The sequence below is a fragment of the Globicatella sp. HMSC072A10 genome (assembly GCF_001811625.1).
GTDB lineage: Bacteria > Bacillota > Bacilli > Lactobacillales > Aerococcaceae > Globicatella > Globicatella sanguinis.
The window spans coordinates 1-15,851 of the sequence record NZ_KV805708.1; the positions used below are offsets into that span (position 1 = coordinate 1).

The 15,851-nt window shown below is 38.6% G+C and carries 12 protein-coding genes; all 12 read left to right on the plus strand.

Annotation, left to right across the window (positions count from 1 at the left end; all coding sequences use genetic code 11):
- Nucleotides 1-412 precede the first annotated feature (412 nt).
- The 12 genes from HMPREF2811_RS04915 to HMPREF2811_RS04970 all read left to right on the plus strand — a co-directional run bounded on the left by HMPREF2811_RS04915 (nucleotide 413) and on the right by HMPREF2811_RS04970 (nucleotide 15,506).
- On the plus strand, nucleotides 413-2,830 hold the full coding sequence (locus HMPREF2811_RS04915) for a UvrD-helicase domain-containing protein (RefSeq protein ID WP_071408352.1): 2,418 nt from the start codon (nucleotides 413-415) through the stop codon (nucleotides 2,828-2,830).
- 1 nt (nucleotide 2,831) lies between these two features.
- Entirely contained in the window at nucleotides 2,832-4,838 is a 2,007-nt protein-coding gene (gene ligA / locus HMPREF2811_RS04920) for an NAD-dependent DNA ligase LigA (protein ID WP_084801950.1), read from the plus strand.
- Nucleotides 4,839-4,856: 18 nt separating this feature from the next.
- Entirely contained in the window at nucleotides 4,857-6,068 is a 1,212-nt protein-coding gene (locus tag HMPREF2811_RS04925) for a CamS family sex pheromone protein (protein ID WP_071408354.1), read from the plus strand.
- 15 nt (nucleotides 6,069-6,083) lie between these two features.
- Nucleotides 6,084-6,380, plus strand: coding sequence for an Asp-tRNA(Asn)/Glu-tRNA(Gln) amidotransferase subunit GatC (gatC, locus tag HMPREF2811_RS04930; RefSeq protein WP_066123646.1), 297 nt, complete (start codon nucleotides 6,084-6,086; stop codon nucleotides 6,378-6,380).
- Nucleotide 6,381: 1 nt separating this feature from the next.
- Nucleotides 6,382-7,839: an Asp-tRNA(Asn)/Glu-tRNA(Gln) amidotransferase subunit GatA gene (gene gatA, locus HMPREF2811_RS04935; protein ID WP_071408355.1), complete on the plus strand. Its 1,458-nt coding sequence runs from the start codon at nucleotides 6,382-6,384 to the stop codon at nucleotides 7,837-7,839.
- Between the two features lie 12 nt (nucleotides 7,840-7,851).
- Nucleotides 7,852-9,285, plus strand: a complete 1,434-nt coding sequence (gene gatB / locus HMPREF2811_RS04940) for an Asp-tRNA(Asn)/Glu-tRNA(Gln) amidotransferase subunit GatB (RefSeq protein ID WP_071408356.1) — start codon at nucleotides 7,852-7,854, stop codon at nucleotides 9,283-9,285.
- Nucleotides 9,286-9,492: 207 nt separating this feature from the next.
- Nucleotides 9,493-10,692: an NRAMP family divalent metal transporter gene (locus tag HMPREF2811_RS04945; protein WP_071408357.1), complete on the plus strand. Its 1,200-nt coding sequence runs from the start codon at nucleotides 9,493-9,495 to the stop codon at nucleotides 10,690-10,692.
- 484 nt (nucleotides 10,693-11,176) lie between these two features.
- Nucleotides 11,177-11,902 (plus strand): 5-oxoprolinase subunit PxpB, encoded by a 726-nt coding sequence (gene pxpB / locus HMPREF2811_RS04950; protein ID WP_071408358.1) that lies wholly within the window; start codon nucleotides 11,177-11,179, stop codon nucleotides 11,900-11,902.
- A 2-nt stretch (nucleotides 11,903-11,904) separates the two neighbouring features.
- Nucleotides 11,905-12,909 (plus strand): 5-oxoprolinase subunit C family protein, encoded by a 1,005-nt coding sequence (locus tag HMPREF2811_RS04955; RefSeq protein WP_066123659.1) that lies wholly within the window; start codon nucleotides 11,905-11,907, stop codon nucleotides 12,907-12,909.
- Nucleotides 12,910-12,922: 13 nt separating this feature from the next.
- Entirely contained in the window at nucleotides 12,923-13,351 is a 429-nt protein-coding gene (accB, locus tag HMPREF2811_RS04960) for an acetyl-CoA carboxylase biotin carboxyl carrier protein (protein ID WP_071408359.1), read from the plus strand.
- A 27-nt stretch (nucleotides 13,352-13,378) separates the two neighbouring features.
- Complete coding sequence (gene accC / locus HMPREF2811_RS04965) at nucleotides 13,379-14,725, plus strand: acetyl-CoA carboxylase biotin carboxylase subunit (RefSeq protein WP_071408360.1); 1,347 nt, start codon at nucleotides 13,379-13,381, stop codon at nucleotides 14,723-14,725.
- A 13-nt stretch (nucleotides 14,726-14,738) separates the two neighbouring features.
- Nucleotides 14,739-15,506 (plus strand): LamB/YcsF family protein, encoded by a 768-nt coding sequence (locus tag HMPREF2811_RS04970; protein ID WP_071408361.1) that lies wholly within the window; start codon nucleotides 14,739-14,741, stop codon nucleotides 15,504-15,506.
- Nucleotides 15,507-15,851 lie beyond the last annotated feature (345 nt).

The window sequence follows — 15,851 nt, forward strand, 5'->3', positions numbered from 1 at the left end:
CAAGATACTCTGATATAGGACGCTTACAATACTTTTAACCAAGGAATAGCTAGTCTGAATATAGTAGCTAGTCTGCACTAAAAACCACCAATGCTGTCACCATGGAATAGTTAGTCTGATTATAGTAGCTAGTCCTGCACTAAGAAATGGCAAAGCTGTCACTATGCAATAGCTGGCCATTATATAAAAATGTTTCTTACAATAATATTAACAAACGATTGTCACATCGCAACATCACCGCTATTTAATATAGGTTATTCTTTCATACGTTTATGTCAACAGAATTTCAATTCTTGAAAAAACCGAGAAACTTGGCAATTTTAATACAATAGTCAATCATTTTTTGATATAATTTTATACGGTGTGTGAATTTCGTGACACAGATCCATAAGACAGAATCGGAGGGACAAACGTGTCAACATTACAAGAAAATATTAAAAATTTAAATGATAAACAAAGAGAGGCCGTATTAACAACGACGGGCCCAGTCTTAATCGCTGCCGGAGCCGGTAGTGGGAAAACGAGAGTCTTAACTCATCGAATTGCTTACTTAGTAGAAGAAATCGGGGTTAATCCATGGAATATTTTAGCGATTACCTTTACCAATAAAGCCGCGACAGAAATGCGAGAGCGGGTGCAACAATTAGTTGGCCCAGCCGCCGAACAAATTTGGGTATCTACTTTTCATGCGATGTGTGCTCGTATTTTAAGACGTGAAGCTGAACATATTGGCTATGAACGTAATTTTACGATTATTGATACTGGTGAACAACAAACGTTAATGAAACAAGTACTTAAAGATCTAAATTTAGATAGTGAACGATTCAATTATAAGGTGTTATTACATGTAATTGATGAAGCCAAAAATGAAGGCCAATTACCAGAAGAATATGCTGAGTTAGCTGATGGCTACATTGAAAGAATTCATGCAGATGTTTACCGTAAATATCAGTCACGTTTAAAAGAAGCGAATGCGATGGATTTTAATGATTTGATCTTATTAACAGTTAAATTATTGGAATCAAACGAACAAATACGTCATTTTTATCAACAGAAGTTCCAATATATTCATGTCGACGAATACCAAGATACCAACCATAGTCAGTATCAATTAGTGCAATTATTAGCGGGCTTACTGCGCAATGTTTGTGTGGTAGGGGATGCTGACCAAAGTATTTATGGTTGGCGTGGGGCGAATATGGAAAATATTTTGAACTTTGAAAAAGATTATCCTGATGCCAAAGTGATTTTATTAGAACAAAATTATCGTTCGACCCAAACTATCTTAAAAGCGGCGAATAGCGTTATTGTGAACAATAAAAAGCGTAAAGAAAAGCAACTTTGGTCTGACAAAGAAGTTGGTGAGAAAGTGGTTTTCTATCAAGCGGATAGTGATCGTGAAGAAGCCCAGTTTGTGATCCAAAAAATTCATCAACTTAAAAATGATGAAGCTTATAAAAATCGTGATTTTGCGATTTTATATCGTACACAAGCCCAGTCACGTAGTTTAGAGGACCAATTGCTTCATGCCAACTTACCGTATAAAATTGTTGGAGGATTAAAATTCTATTCACGTAAAGAGATTCAAGATACTTTAGCTTATTTACGTTTAATTGATAATCCTAATGATAATATTAGTTTTAACCGTATTGTCAATGAACCGAAACGGGGGATTGGTCAAGCAACTGTGGAAAAATTAGCCGCATTTGCTGATAGTCAACAAATGTCTTGGTTTAAAGCGATTGAACATTTAGCACATTCTAATATTAGTAAATCAGCTCAAACGAAATTAGCCAATTTTGCGACGATGATTCAAAATTTACAACAACAAGCTGAATTTTTAAATATGAGTGAATTAGTCGAACAAGTTTGGGAACAAACGGAATATATTGAAAAATTACGGGCACAAAATGATATTGAATCAGCCAATCGTATCGAAAACTTAGAGGAGTTCGCTTCCGTTACCAAGCAGTTTGATGAGGAAGGAACGGTCGATGAGGTTGAAATCGATCCCGATTTTGCTCTACCAACGACAACGCCTGAGTCAACAGTACAACCTGAATTAATCTTATCCTTAACGGAAGATTCATCAGAAACGAGTGAGCCCTCTACATTAACGCGCTTTTTAACCGATGTTTCTTTAGTTAGTGATACCAATGAGGAAACAGATTTTGAAGATCAAGTGACCTTAATGACCATGCATGCCGCTAAAGGATTAGAGTTTCCTTTTGTCTTTATTGTCGGAATGGAAGATGGCTTATTCCCACTATCTCGGGCAATGGAAGATGACGATGAATTAGAAGAGGAGCGTCGCTTAGCATATGTGGGGATGACGCGTGCTGAAAAACGCTTGTTCTTAACTGCTACTCGTTCGCGCCTTTTATATGGGCGTTATCAAAATAACTTGCCAAGTCGTTTTATTGATGAAATTGATTCCGAATTATTAGACAATCAATCATTCGGTTCCCGTGTCTATACCCGTCCGTCTATTAGCGAAGGGGGTGTGATGAACCCCGGTTTAGGACGTTTCAATCGAGCACGTTCGACAGGAGGAGCAAGTCACAGTGGAACAGCAGCTTTAAGAAGTGCCAACAAAGCAGCACTTTCCAATAAACGTCCCCTTTCTACAGCCAAAACCAGTTTAAGTACGAATGAAGGACCCGTAACTTGGAAGGCCGGTGACAAGGTTCAACATAAAGCCTGGGGCGTTGGAACCGTTGTACAAGTTGTGGAGGATAAAGGCGATACTAAATTAACCATTGCCTTTCAAACTCAAGGTATTAAGGAATTATTAGCAGCTTATGCCCCCATTACCAAAGTAGAAGAATAGGATGAAGAAGATGCAATCAAATTCAATTGAACGATTAGAACACTTGATTGAGTTACTAAATGATTATGCTTATCATTATTATGTGTTAGATAAACCGATAGCTTCAGACCATGAATATGATGTGCTATATCGTGAATTAGTCCACATTGAAACCCTCCACCCTGAGTGGATTTGTCCGGAATCGCCTACTCAACGGGTGGGAGGACAACTGTTAGAAGGTTTTAAAAAAGTGAGTCATGCTCAATCAATGTATAGTTTAGGCAATGCTTTTAATGAAAATGAAGTGGCAGCCTTTATTGAAAGAGTAACAAATGCTGCCAGCGGTCCGGTGAGTTTTATGTGTGAATGTAAAATCGATGGTCTCGCAATTGCTTTAACCTATGAAGCAGGTAAATTAGTCAGAGGGGCCACGCGTGGCGATGGGACGATTGGCGAAGATATTACGCATAATATCCGCACCATCAATTCGATCCCTTTACAACTACGTCGTCCTATTTCAACGGAAGTTCGTGGTGAAGCGTATATGCCTAAAGCGGTCTTTGCGGCTTTAAATGCCGAGCGCGATGAAAAAGGGGAAGTACCATTGGCTAATCCGCGTAATGCGGCTGCTGGAGCCCTAAGACAAATTGACCCTAAAATGGCGAAACAAAGACAATTAAATGCTTTTATTTATGATTCGATATTAACGGAAAGTTTTAATCCCATGTCGCAAGAAGAATTATTTAATCAATTTAGTGAGGTGGGGTTAAGAACGAATCCTTTACGTCGCTTATGTCAAACCAAAGATGAAGTAATGGACTTTATTCATGAAGTAGGCAATAAACGACACGATTTACCTTATGATATTGATGGCGTGGTCATCAAGGTTAATGACTTCCAATTAAGAGAAGCATTAGGTTTTACTGTTAAGGCACCACGTTGGGCAATTGCTTATAAGTTTCCGGCTGAAGTAGCGACTACTGTCGTTAGGGACGTCGAATGGACAGTAGGGCGAACAGGAGTAGTCACCCCAACGGCCGTGATGGATCCGGTCAATTTAGCGGGGTCAGTCGTCCAAAGAGCTACCTTACATAATATCGATATTATTGCTGATTTAGATGTCCGTATAGCAGATACTGTTCATCTGCATAAGGCGGGTGACATTATCCCGGAAATTTTAGAAGTATTAATGGACCAACGTCCAGCCAATTCACAACCTTTAACCATTCCAAATCAATGTCCTGCTTGTCAAAGTGAGTTAATTAGAATTGATGATGAAGTGGCATTGCGTTGTCAAAATCCTTTATGTCCGGCCCAACAATTAGCTCAGTTAAGTCATTTTGTGTCAAGAAATGCGATGGATATTGTCGGTTTAGGTGAAAAAGTCATTGAACAATTATTGAATAAAGAATTAGTAAAAGATGCGGCTGATTTATATTATTTGACTTATGAAGAATTATTAACACTTGATAAAATTAAAGATCGTTCAGCTAATAAAATCTTACAAGCCATCGAAGAGAGTAAACAACAATCGCTTGAGCGTTTACTATTCGGTTTGGGGATTCGTCATGTCGGTGCCAAAGCAGCCCAATTAGTGGCCCAAAAATTTGGTACAATAGAACGAATTATGACCGCAACATTAGAAGAATTTAGCAGTATTGAAGGACTAGGAATCATGATTAGTCAATCTTTAGTGAACTTTTTTGCTGAAGAGGGTTCGCATCAATTAATTCAAAGATTACAAGATGCGGGAGTGCAAATGTCGTATCAAGGTGTTAAAATAGAGGATATAGCAAATTTATCGACAGAATGGACTGGCAAAACGGTGGTCATTACCGGTAGTTTTGCTGATTACGACCGCAAAGAATTACAAGCGAAATTAGAATCATTAGGCGCTAAAGTAACGAGTAGTGTTTCAAAGAAAACCGATATTGTCGTTGCTGGTGAAGCGGCCGGAAGTAAATTAACGAAAGCCCAAGATTTAGGCATCACGATCTATAATGAGGCTCAGTTATTGGAACGAATATAAAGGATGTGAACTAACTGAATGAATAAACGCATAATGAAAGTCACGACATTATTATCAATTGTCGGCTTACTATCAGGGTGTTTAAGCGAATTAGATAAGGAAGTTGTTGAAGAGACGATAGCACCCAATCAAGTAGCGGTTCAAACGACTGCTAATCAACTTTCAATGGACTATTACCGTGCGGTTATTACCGATGGTCGCTATGAAATGGGCGTGGCCTCCAGTAGTAATACTAATTTAAGCTCTGCTGGCAATACAATCGCTTTTGAAGAAGGGCTATTACGTATTAGTAAAGGGATTTTCCCAACCGATCAATATTTCTTACAAGAAGGACAAATTATTGACGAGGATACCATGACTAATTGGCTAGCCCGTGAGTCGAGTGATAATCCGGAAGGGCTCAACCCAGCTTTGGCGGCCAATGAAGAAGAAACAGCACCAGACACCGAGACGACCATGGCCGAAGGTGAGGAGACCACGATGGCTGCTGAAGAAAATCAAGTCATCGTTAATTCGACTTCAACACCGATTTACTTAACGCAAGTGATGGAAAAAAATATTATGGTTGAAACCGATGAAGGTTATCAATTAGCGGGCGTGGTGATTGGTTTAGCGATGAATAGTGTGTATCAGTATACCGATGATGAAGGTGTTTCTTATGAACAGGAAATCTCTTTAGGTGAAATGCGTGAACGGGGTCGTCAATATGCTAATATTATCGTAGGACGTTTACGTAATACCGAAGCTTTACGTAATGTGCCGATTGTTGTTGGTTTATTTAGACAAACAGCGAATAATGAAATTGCCGGTGGGACTTATGTGATGAACGGTATTTCACGAGAAGGTAATTATATTTCTGATTGGACTGAACAAAATGAATATCGTGTCGCTTTACCGATAGTATCTTCGGGCGATTATAGCGAACAATATGCATTCTTTGACAATTTTAGTGATGAAGTGCGTAACTTCTTTCCACATTTAAATGGGGTGACAGGTGAAGCTTTATATATTGATAATGGCTTAGCATCTTTAACTATTGAAATTGTCTCACAATTCTATCAACAATCTGAAATCACCGCTCTAACACAACATGTTACAGATGTGGCGACAAAGAACTTGCCAGAAAACATACCAGTAGAAATTAGCATCGTGTCCGCTCATGGTCCAGAAGCGATCATTACGCGTACTGGTGAAAACAGTCAATTTACGGCGCATGTTTACGAGCAATAGAAAAGGGGAATTAATATGACAGAACGTGAAGAAATCATCCGTGTAGCGAATTTATCGAAACTCGCTTTTGATGATGCAAGTTTAGATACTTTTGCGAAAGAATTTAATAGTATCGTAGAATTAGTTGAACATTTAGAAGAGGTTGATACAACAGGTGTCAAACCAACTTATCATGGCAATGACTTAATCAATGTGTTCCGTGAAGATGAAGTCATTCGTGGTACTGAGCGTGAAGCCTTCTTGAAAAATACTAAAACAAGTCAAGATGGATTTGTCAAAGTACCTGCTATTATTGAAAGTGAGGAGGCATAAAATGACGGGATTTCCAACAACAATTAAAGAAATGAAAGCTGGCCTAAAAGCGGGCGATTTTACAGCGGTTGAGTTAGTGGAACATACATTTAACCAAATTGAAGCCATTGATTCAAAAGTTGAAAGTTTTTTAGCTCTAAATAAAGAAGCAGCCTTAGCAGATGCGAAAGCCGCTGATGAGCGTGGCTATGGTGAGGATGCACCGGTTTTAAATGGTATTCCGATTGCCATCAAAGACAATATCGTCACCAAAGATTTAACGACCACGGCAGCCAGTAAAATGCTAGAAGATTTTAATCCTACTTATGATGCGACAGCTGTTGAAAAATTAAAAAATGCAGGTGCGATTATTGTAGGGAAAGTGAATTTAGATGAATTTGCGATGGGTGCAAGTACAGAGCGTTCAGCTTTTAAAACAACACGCAATCCTTGGAATTTGGACCGAGTACCGGGTGGGTCATCAGGTGGCTCGGCTGCGGTCGTAGCGAGTCGTCAAGTCCCAGCGTCATTAGGTACGGATACCGGTGGTTCTATTCGTCAACCGGCAGCCTTTAATGGTTTAGTTGGGTTAAAACCTACTTATGGTACTGTATCACGTTATGGTTTAATTGCCTTTGGTTCTTCATTGGACCAAATTGGACCGATGACCTTAACGGTTGAAGATAATGCCTTGATTTTAGATGTAATTGCTGGACATGATCGTCATGATTCTACTAGCTTACCTAATCTACCAATGAATTATGGTGCTAAAATTGGACAACCTTTAACTGGAATGAAAATCGCTTTTCCTAAAGAGTATAAGGACGAGGTTATTGCTGAAGATATTCGTCAAGCAATGCAAGCAGCTGCTGATTACTTTACTAGTCAAGGAGCGATTGTTGAAGAAGTATCGCTACCATTGATTAAATATGGTATTAATGTTTACTACATTATTTCATCAGCAGAAGCTTCTTCTAACTTACAACGTTTTGACGGCGTCCGTTATGGTTACCGTTCTGAATCCGCTCATACTTTAGAAGAGGTTTATGTTAAGTCACGTTCTGAAGGTTTTGGTGAAGAAGTGAAACGTCGTATTATGTTAGGAACTTATTCATTAAGTTCAGGACAATTTGATAAATTCTTTAAAAAAGCGGCGCAAGTGCGTACTATGATTAAAGATGAATTAAATAAAGTCTTTGAAGAATATGACATTATCATGGGACCTACTACAACCAGTACAGCCTTTGAAATTGGTGGCCGGGTTAAAGATCCAATCGCAATGTATGTGGAGGATTTATTAACTGTTACGGCGAATATCGCAGGTTTACCGGGGATTTCAGTACCGGCCGGCTTCGACCACGAAGGATTGCCTATCGGCTTACAAATGATGGCTAAACCTTTAGCAGAAGCAACCTTATATCAAGTCGCTTATAATTTTGAACAAAATCATGACTTTGTTCAAAAAGCACCAACATTATAGGAGGTAAGACAAATGAATTTTGAAACTGTTATTGGACTAGAAGTCCACGTTGAATTAAAAACTGATTCTAAAATTTTCAGTACGTCACCTGCTCATTTTGGTGCCGAACCGAATACGAATACGAATGAAAAAGACTGGGGTTATCCAGGGGCATTACCAGTCATGAATAAACGTGCCATTGAATTTGGCATGCGTGCTTCATTGGCATTAAACTGTGAGATTACTCGTGAAATGCGTTTTGACCGTAAAAATTATTTTTATCCAGATAATCCAACTGCTTATCAAATATCACAAGCAGATTATCCAATTGGACAAAATGGTTATATCGACATCGAAGTAGAAGGTCATCCTCGTCGTATTCGCATTGAACGGGTCCATTTAGAAGAAGATGCGGGTAAAAATACTCATGGCACTGATGGCTATTCTTATGTGGATTATAACCGTCAAGGAACGCCTTTAATTGAGATTGTAACCGAAGCGGATATTCGTTCTCCTCAAGAGGCGTATGCTTTCTTAGAAGCGTTACGTGAAAAAATTATGTATACTGAAGTTTCGGATGTGAAGATGGAAGAAGGATCATTACGTTGTGATGGTAATATTTCCATTCGCCCTTTCGGTCAAGAAGCATTTGGGACTAAAACAGAATTGAAAAACTTAAACAGTTTTAACTTTGTTCGTAAAGGTTTAGAGTTTGAAGAAAAACGTCAAGCGCAAATATTACTAGCAGGTGGTAAAATTCAACAAGAAACTCGTCGTTATGATGAAGCAACGGGTAAAACCATTTTAATGCGTACTAAAGAAGGTGCAGCGGATTATCGTTACTTCCCAGAACCCGATCTACCACCGGTAACCATCGATGAAGAATGGATTGAAACGGTGAAAGCTACGATTCCTGAAATGCCAGACGTTCGTCGTCAACGTTATACGAAAGAATATGGCTTACCTGAATACGATGCCATGGTCTTGACTTTAACGAAAACAATGTCTGATTTCTTTGATCAAACAGTGGCGAATGGTGCTGATGCCAAATTAGCTTCTAACTGGTTAATGGGTGATGTGTCAGCTTACTTAAACAGTGAGAAAACTAGCTTAGAAGAAATCAAGTTAACACCGAAGAATTTAGCACAAATGATTCAATTGATTGAAGATGGCACCATTTCTTCAAAAATCGCCAAACAATTATTCAAGATTTTAGCTGAAGAAGGTGGCGATGCGACTGAAATCGTGGAAGCGCGTGGGATGGTTCAATTGAGTGATCCAGCTAAATTACAACCAATTATTGATGAAGTGATTGCTAAAAATGAAGCTTCATTAGAAGACTTCCGTAATGGTAAAGACCGTGCGGTTGGATTCTTTGTAGGACAAGTGATGAAACAAACTCGCGGTCAAGCGAATCCGCAAGTGGTTAATAAATTATTGATGGAGACTTTGAATAAGTTAAAATAAAAGATGCCTTAAAGCACTAAAAGATGAGAAGTTTTCTCATCTTTTTTTAATGTACGTAAATAATTGTTGGCTGAAATAGCTGAAAACAGGCTATATGATTGCAGATGTTAGATAATGTAACATGAATTGTTAAAAAGAATTTGCTATTAAATTAAAATTTGATTATAATAAGTTTAAATCATTTTATATTAGAAAGGAATATTTCAAATGGATACGAAGAAAAATACAAGTGCTTTAATTGGGGCAGCCTTTATTATGGCGACTTCAGCAATTGGACCCGGTTTCTTAACGCAAACAGCTAAATTTACCAATGACCTACACGGTAGCTTTGGTTTTGTTATTATTATTACCATTATTTTAGCAGCGATTGTGCAATTAAATGTTTGGCGTGTTTTATGTGTGACTGGGCTACGTGGTCAAGATGTCGCGAATAAAGTATTACCAGGTCTAGGATATTTTGTCGCGGCTCTGGTCGTATTAGGTGGATTTGTCTTTAATATTGGTAATGTAGGTGGTGGAGCATTAGGATTTAATACTTTATTAGGGATTCCAACTCAGTTTGGTTACTTTTTAGCTGGCGCCATCGCGATCATGGTTTTTTTACTTAAAGATGCCATGAAAGCGATGGATACTTTTACTAAAGTATTGGGAGCGATTATGATTGTCGTTATTTTCCTTGTCATTCTCATTGTGCAACCACCGATTGGGACAGCATTAAAAGAATCGCTATTTCCTACAGCAACGAGTGATTCATTATTTACAGCGATTTTAACTTTATTAGGAGGAACAGTTGGCGGTTATATTACTTTTGCTGGCGCTCACCGTTTAATTGATGCCGGCATTACCTCTGAAGAAAACTTGCCACATATTAAGCAAAGTTCTGTTATGGGGATTTCAATTGCTTCGATTGTGCGTGTATTTTTATTCTTAGCTATCTTTGGTGTGATTAGTAAAGGTGTTTCACTTGATCCTAACAACCCAGCAGCCGATGCCTTTAAACAAGGAGCCGGCGAAATTGGCTATCGTTTCTTTGGTTTAGTCTTATTATCAGCAGCAGTTTCTTCGATTGTGGGTGCGGCTTATACCTCTGTTTCTTTCTTGAAAACATTAAGTAAATCGGTAGCTAAATATGAAAAACAAGTTATTATTGGTTTTATTGCAGTATCGACTTTGGTAATGGCCTTTTTAGGTAATCCTGCGACCTTATTAGTGATCGCCGGTTCATTTAATGGATTAATTTTACCCGTTACCTTAGGTATCAGTTTATTAGCGGCCAATAATCCAGATATTATGGGTCCCAACTACAAGCACCCTAAAGCTTTATGGATACTAGGGATTATAGTGGTTATTTTAACTGCTTACATGGGCATTCTATCGTTAGGCAATTTGGGCCAATTATTTGGCTAAAAGTAGTATAAAGGAGTATTGAGCCGAGGCTTACTCCTTTATTTGTTTTGAGGATAGTAACTTTAAATATTCTTAATGAGGATAGGCATAAACTTGATAAAATTAATCTAGAGATTGTTCGCTAATTAAAAGCGCAGTGGTTGAGTGGCCTCAACCTGCGCCTTAAGGTAGCTGAGAATAATCTTGAAAAATTCAGTCAAATTAATGCTCGTTAATTTATAGTACAGTGGTTGAGTGGTTATAAACGTTGTCATAATGACTTGTTTGAATCCTACTCCATTTTGCGGAGCGGCAGACGAAACAAAAATCAATCGTTTTTTCTTCTGGTCTACTCCCAACTGTGCGGGGATAGGTCGACGAAGCGGAAATCATTTGATTTGCTACTTCTGGTCCACTCCCATCTATGATAATATTAAAATATGAAGATTTAATGAGAGGCTGTTATCAATGTAACAGTCAAAGCAATGGCAGATGAGGTGAAAAAATGAGCGAAGTAAAAATTGTACCACATGGTGACGCTTCGATGTTAGTCGGATGGGGAGCTGTAATTGATCCGAAAATTAATCAAAAGATTACCGGTTTGGTATCATTGTTTAAAGATCAAAAAATTGAAGGGGTCATTGATTTTATACCAGCTTTTTCTAGCTTATTAATCAATTATGATCCGCGTATTATTACTTTTCAACGTTTAAAAAAGATAACTCAAGATTTATTAACCATTGAAATCAGTAATCACCAACTAAAAAAACGCATCTTTGAAATTCCAGTTTGTTATGGTGGTGAGTATGGGCCTGATATTGAGTTTATTGCGAAAAACGCACAATTGACCAAGGAGGAATTAATTCAAATTCATTCTGGAACCGACTATTTAATCTATATGTTAGGTTTCTTACCAGGCTTTAGCTATCTAGGGGGATTAGATGAGCGGATTCATACCCCGCGTTTAAATAATCCACGAAAAGCAATCCCAGCAGGGAGTGTGGGGATTGGTGGCTCACAAACAGGGATTTATCCCCTAGAATCGCCAGGTGGTTGGCAATTGTTAGGACGTACGCCAATCAAAACATATGATCCAGAGCGTGAAGAACCAATTTTGTTTGAAGCAGGAGATTATATACGTTTTGTACCAATTGACCAAGCGACTTATCAAGAAATTGAAGCCGCAGTAGCAGCTGGTGACTATCAAGTGGATGTCGTAGAGGAGGGGTAAGCATGGGGATTAGAGTATTAAAAGCCGGAATTTATACGACGGTTCAAGATATTGGCCGAATGGGCTATCAAAGTCAAGGATTCGGAGTGGCGGGCGTCATGGATGTTCGTTCTTTCAAAATTGCCAATTTATTAATTGATAATCCTGAAAATGAGGCTGTTTTAGAATTTGCATTAACGGGACCAACCCTTGAATTTACAGCCGAAACCATTATCGCGATTACCGGTGGCGATTTTCAGCCGAAGATTAATGATGAGTCAGTACCGATGTATACCGCCATTTATGTTTATAAAGGAGATGTTTTATCATTTGGAGGAGCCCGTACAGGAACGAGAGGTTATATCGCTTTTTCTAGTTATTTAAGCATTCCCGTCGTGATGGGCAGTCGCTCAACCAATACTAAAAGCGGGATTGGAGGCTTCAAAGGACGACGTCTAAAAGAAAATGATTTTATTGGCTTTCGGATAAAACGACGCTATCTACCTTATTTCCTATCACGGACTTTAGATATTGATGAATTTGATCAAGAAGAAGCTATCATTCGGGTAGTGATGGGGCCTCAAAGTGATATGTTTACCCCGGATGGATTAAGGACCTTTTTGAATGAAGAATATACGGTGACCAGTGATTTTGACCGCATGGGTTGTCGATTAGATGGTCCTTATATTGCCCATAAGGGGAAAGCTGATATCATTTCAGACGGTACCGCCTTTGGTTCTATCCAAGTGCCCGCTCATGGCAAACCCATTATATTGTTAGCAGATCGTCAAACTACTGGAGGCTATGCAAAAATTGCGACGGTTGCTTCGGTGGATATTCCAAAACTAGTCCAACGTAAAACAGACCATAAAATTCGTTTTGAGGCGATTTCAGTCGAAAAAGCGCAACAATTATTATTGGCAGAACAACGGGAATTTAGTCAAATGCGCCATACTATCCATCAACCTTGTCAAGAGGTGCTGGATGTGCGTTTAGTGGCCAAAAGGTTGACGACGTTATTTGAATAGGAGGAAACAATCCATGGATTTAGAACAAATTAAAGCATTGGTACAAATTGTAGAGGAATCGTCTTTATTAGAATTTATGTTAGAAGATGGTGACACTAAAATTAAAATGAGTCGCAAAGGTGAAATGGGACAACCCACAGCTGCTATTAGCACTCTAACAGAAAAATCTGAAAAGGATACTGATAATGAGGAGTCAGATCAAGACTTGTATATCACCTCTCCCATTGTCGGAACTTTTTATTCAGCTTCAGGTCCGGATGTACCAGCTTACGTGTCAGTAGGAGATACTGTTAAAAAAGGTGAAACCGTCTGTATTGTCGAAGCGATGAAATTAATGAATGAAATTCAATGCAACTATGATTGTGTTATTGATGCCGTATTAGTAAGTAATGAACAAAAAGTCGAATACGGGCAACCATTATTCCGCGTGAAAAAAATATAATCACAGTGGAACGGAAGGAGTCGTACAATGATTAGAAAATTATTAGTGGCAAATCGTGGTGAAATAGCTGTACGAATCATTCGTGCCTGTCGTAATATTGGAATCCTTAGTGTTGCTATCTATTCTGTTGAAGATAAAGATAGTCTTCATGTTAAACTGGCTGATCAACGTATCTGTATTGGAGAAGGCCCCGCACGTAATAGTTATTTGAATCAAGAAAGTATTTTAACGGCCGCGATTAACATCGGAGCCGATGCCATTCACCCTGGGTTTGGCTTTTTATCAGAAAATCCTAATTTTGCTAGACTTTGTCATGAACATGGCGTTATTTTCATTGGTCCTGAAGGGGATGTGATGGAAAAGATGGGAGATAAATCTCATGCTCGTCAAACGATGAAGACTGCTGGAGTCCCAATTGTTCCTGGTACAGAAGGTACTGTTCACGATGTTGATGATGCGATAAAAGCAGCAGAAGTTATTGATTATCCTGTTATGATTAAAGCAGCTGCTGGTGGTGGTGGTAAAGGGATGCGAGTAGCCAATGAACCAAGTGAATTTAAACGTTTGTTTAATATGGCCCAGATGGAATCCGTCAATTCTTTTAGTAGCGATGCGATGTATTTAGAGCGATTTATTGTCAATCCAAAACATGTTGAAATTCAAATCATTGCTGATACTCATGGCAATGTGGTCGCTTTAGGGGAACGTGACTGTTCTACTCAGCGTAACCATCAAAAGCTAATCGAAGAAGCCCCTTCACCAGCAATTGATGATACAATCCGTCAAGCAATGAATGAAGCTGCTGTATTAGCAGCCACCACCGTTGGTTACGTCAACGCAGGAACGGTAGAGTTTATTTTAGATAATGAAGGTAACTTTTACTTTATGGAAATGAATACTCGTATACAAGTAGAGCATGGTGTGACTGAAATGGTGACTGGAACTGATTTAATTATTGAACAAATAAGAGTCGCCAATGGTGAAAAATTAAGTTTTAAACAAGAAGAAGTACAATTATGTGGCCATGCGATTGAATGTCGTATTAATGCCGAAATACCAGAAAAGAACTTTATGCCTAATCCAGGTAAAGTAACCCATTTACATTTACCCGCAGGCAATGGAGTGCGAGTCGATACAGCTTTATACACCGGTTATGTTATACCGCCAGACTATGATTCGATGATTGCCAAAATTTTAGTTCATGCCCCAACGCGTGAGGCAGCTATTATGAAGATGCGCGCGGCACTGGATGAAACGGTTATTTTAGGTGTCGAAACGAATTTAGATTTTCAGTATCAATTATTGCGTCATCCATTATTTGTTGAAGGTAATGTGGATACTGGTTTTGTGAATCGTATGTTACATCTTGATTAGAAGGAGGAAAGACATGCTAAAAGTAGATTTAAATGCTGATATGGGCGAAAGTTTTGGTGCTTATCAAATTGGGTCCGATCAAGCATTGGCACAGTATATTTCATCAGCAAATGTAGCTTGTGGATTCCATGCTGCCGATCCCAATGTCATGGCAAAAACGGTCGATTTATTGGTTAAAGAGGAGGTGGCGATTGGTGCTCATCCTGGTTTAAACGATTTAATGGGATTTGGTCGCCGTCCTATGACCATTACGCCTACTGAAGCTAAAAATGATGTTTTATATCAATTAGGTGCTTTAAGTGCCTTTGCTAAAGCGAAAGGAAAAACCTTACATCATGTGAAGCCACATGGTGCTTTATATAATATGGCGGCAAAGGATGCGCCTTTAGCCATGGCTATAGCGGAAGCAGTCGCCAGTTTTGATGCTAATTTAGTTTTCTTAGGATTATCTGGTAGTGAGATGTTAAAAGCGGCAAAGGCTTGTGGATTAAAAGTTGCTTCGGAAGTGTTTGCTGATCGTGCTTATACGGATGAAGGTTTATTAGTGAATCGAAAATTACCAGGCGCCATGATTGAAGACCCCGATGATGCAATTAATCGGGTTATCCAAATGATTAAAGAAGGTACAGTTACCAGTATTAATGGTAATTTTATTCCAATTGAAGCTGATTCGATTTGTATACATGGGGATGGTCCCAATGCAGTAACATTTGCTAAACAAATCCATCAACGATTAATTGCCGAAGGTATTCAAATTGTTTCGTTGCAAGATTTGATTTAAGCAATACAATTTGATTTAACTAGCACAATTTGCTTTTGAGTTTTCATTTAGGTTAGATTGACCGGACAGAAACATTAAGCGTTCTATCTGGTGCTGTCAATCGTTCAGTAAGGGCGACTGGCGTCGATATAGAGCTGACTATTTAGTGCCTTAAGGTAGACAGTTTTCATGACTTGCAGTCGCTTTTTTCATTGAAAAGTCTTACTAAGTTAAGATGAAAGAACTTTTTTGACAATTTAATTTTTTGATATTTAATTGAAGCAATTAAGTTATAGTGTATCAAAGCGAGAAAATTATTAATAAAAATAATAAGCTTAGTGTAAAATAACTGTTGGTCATCTAAAA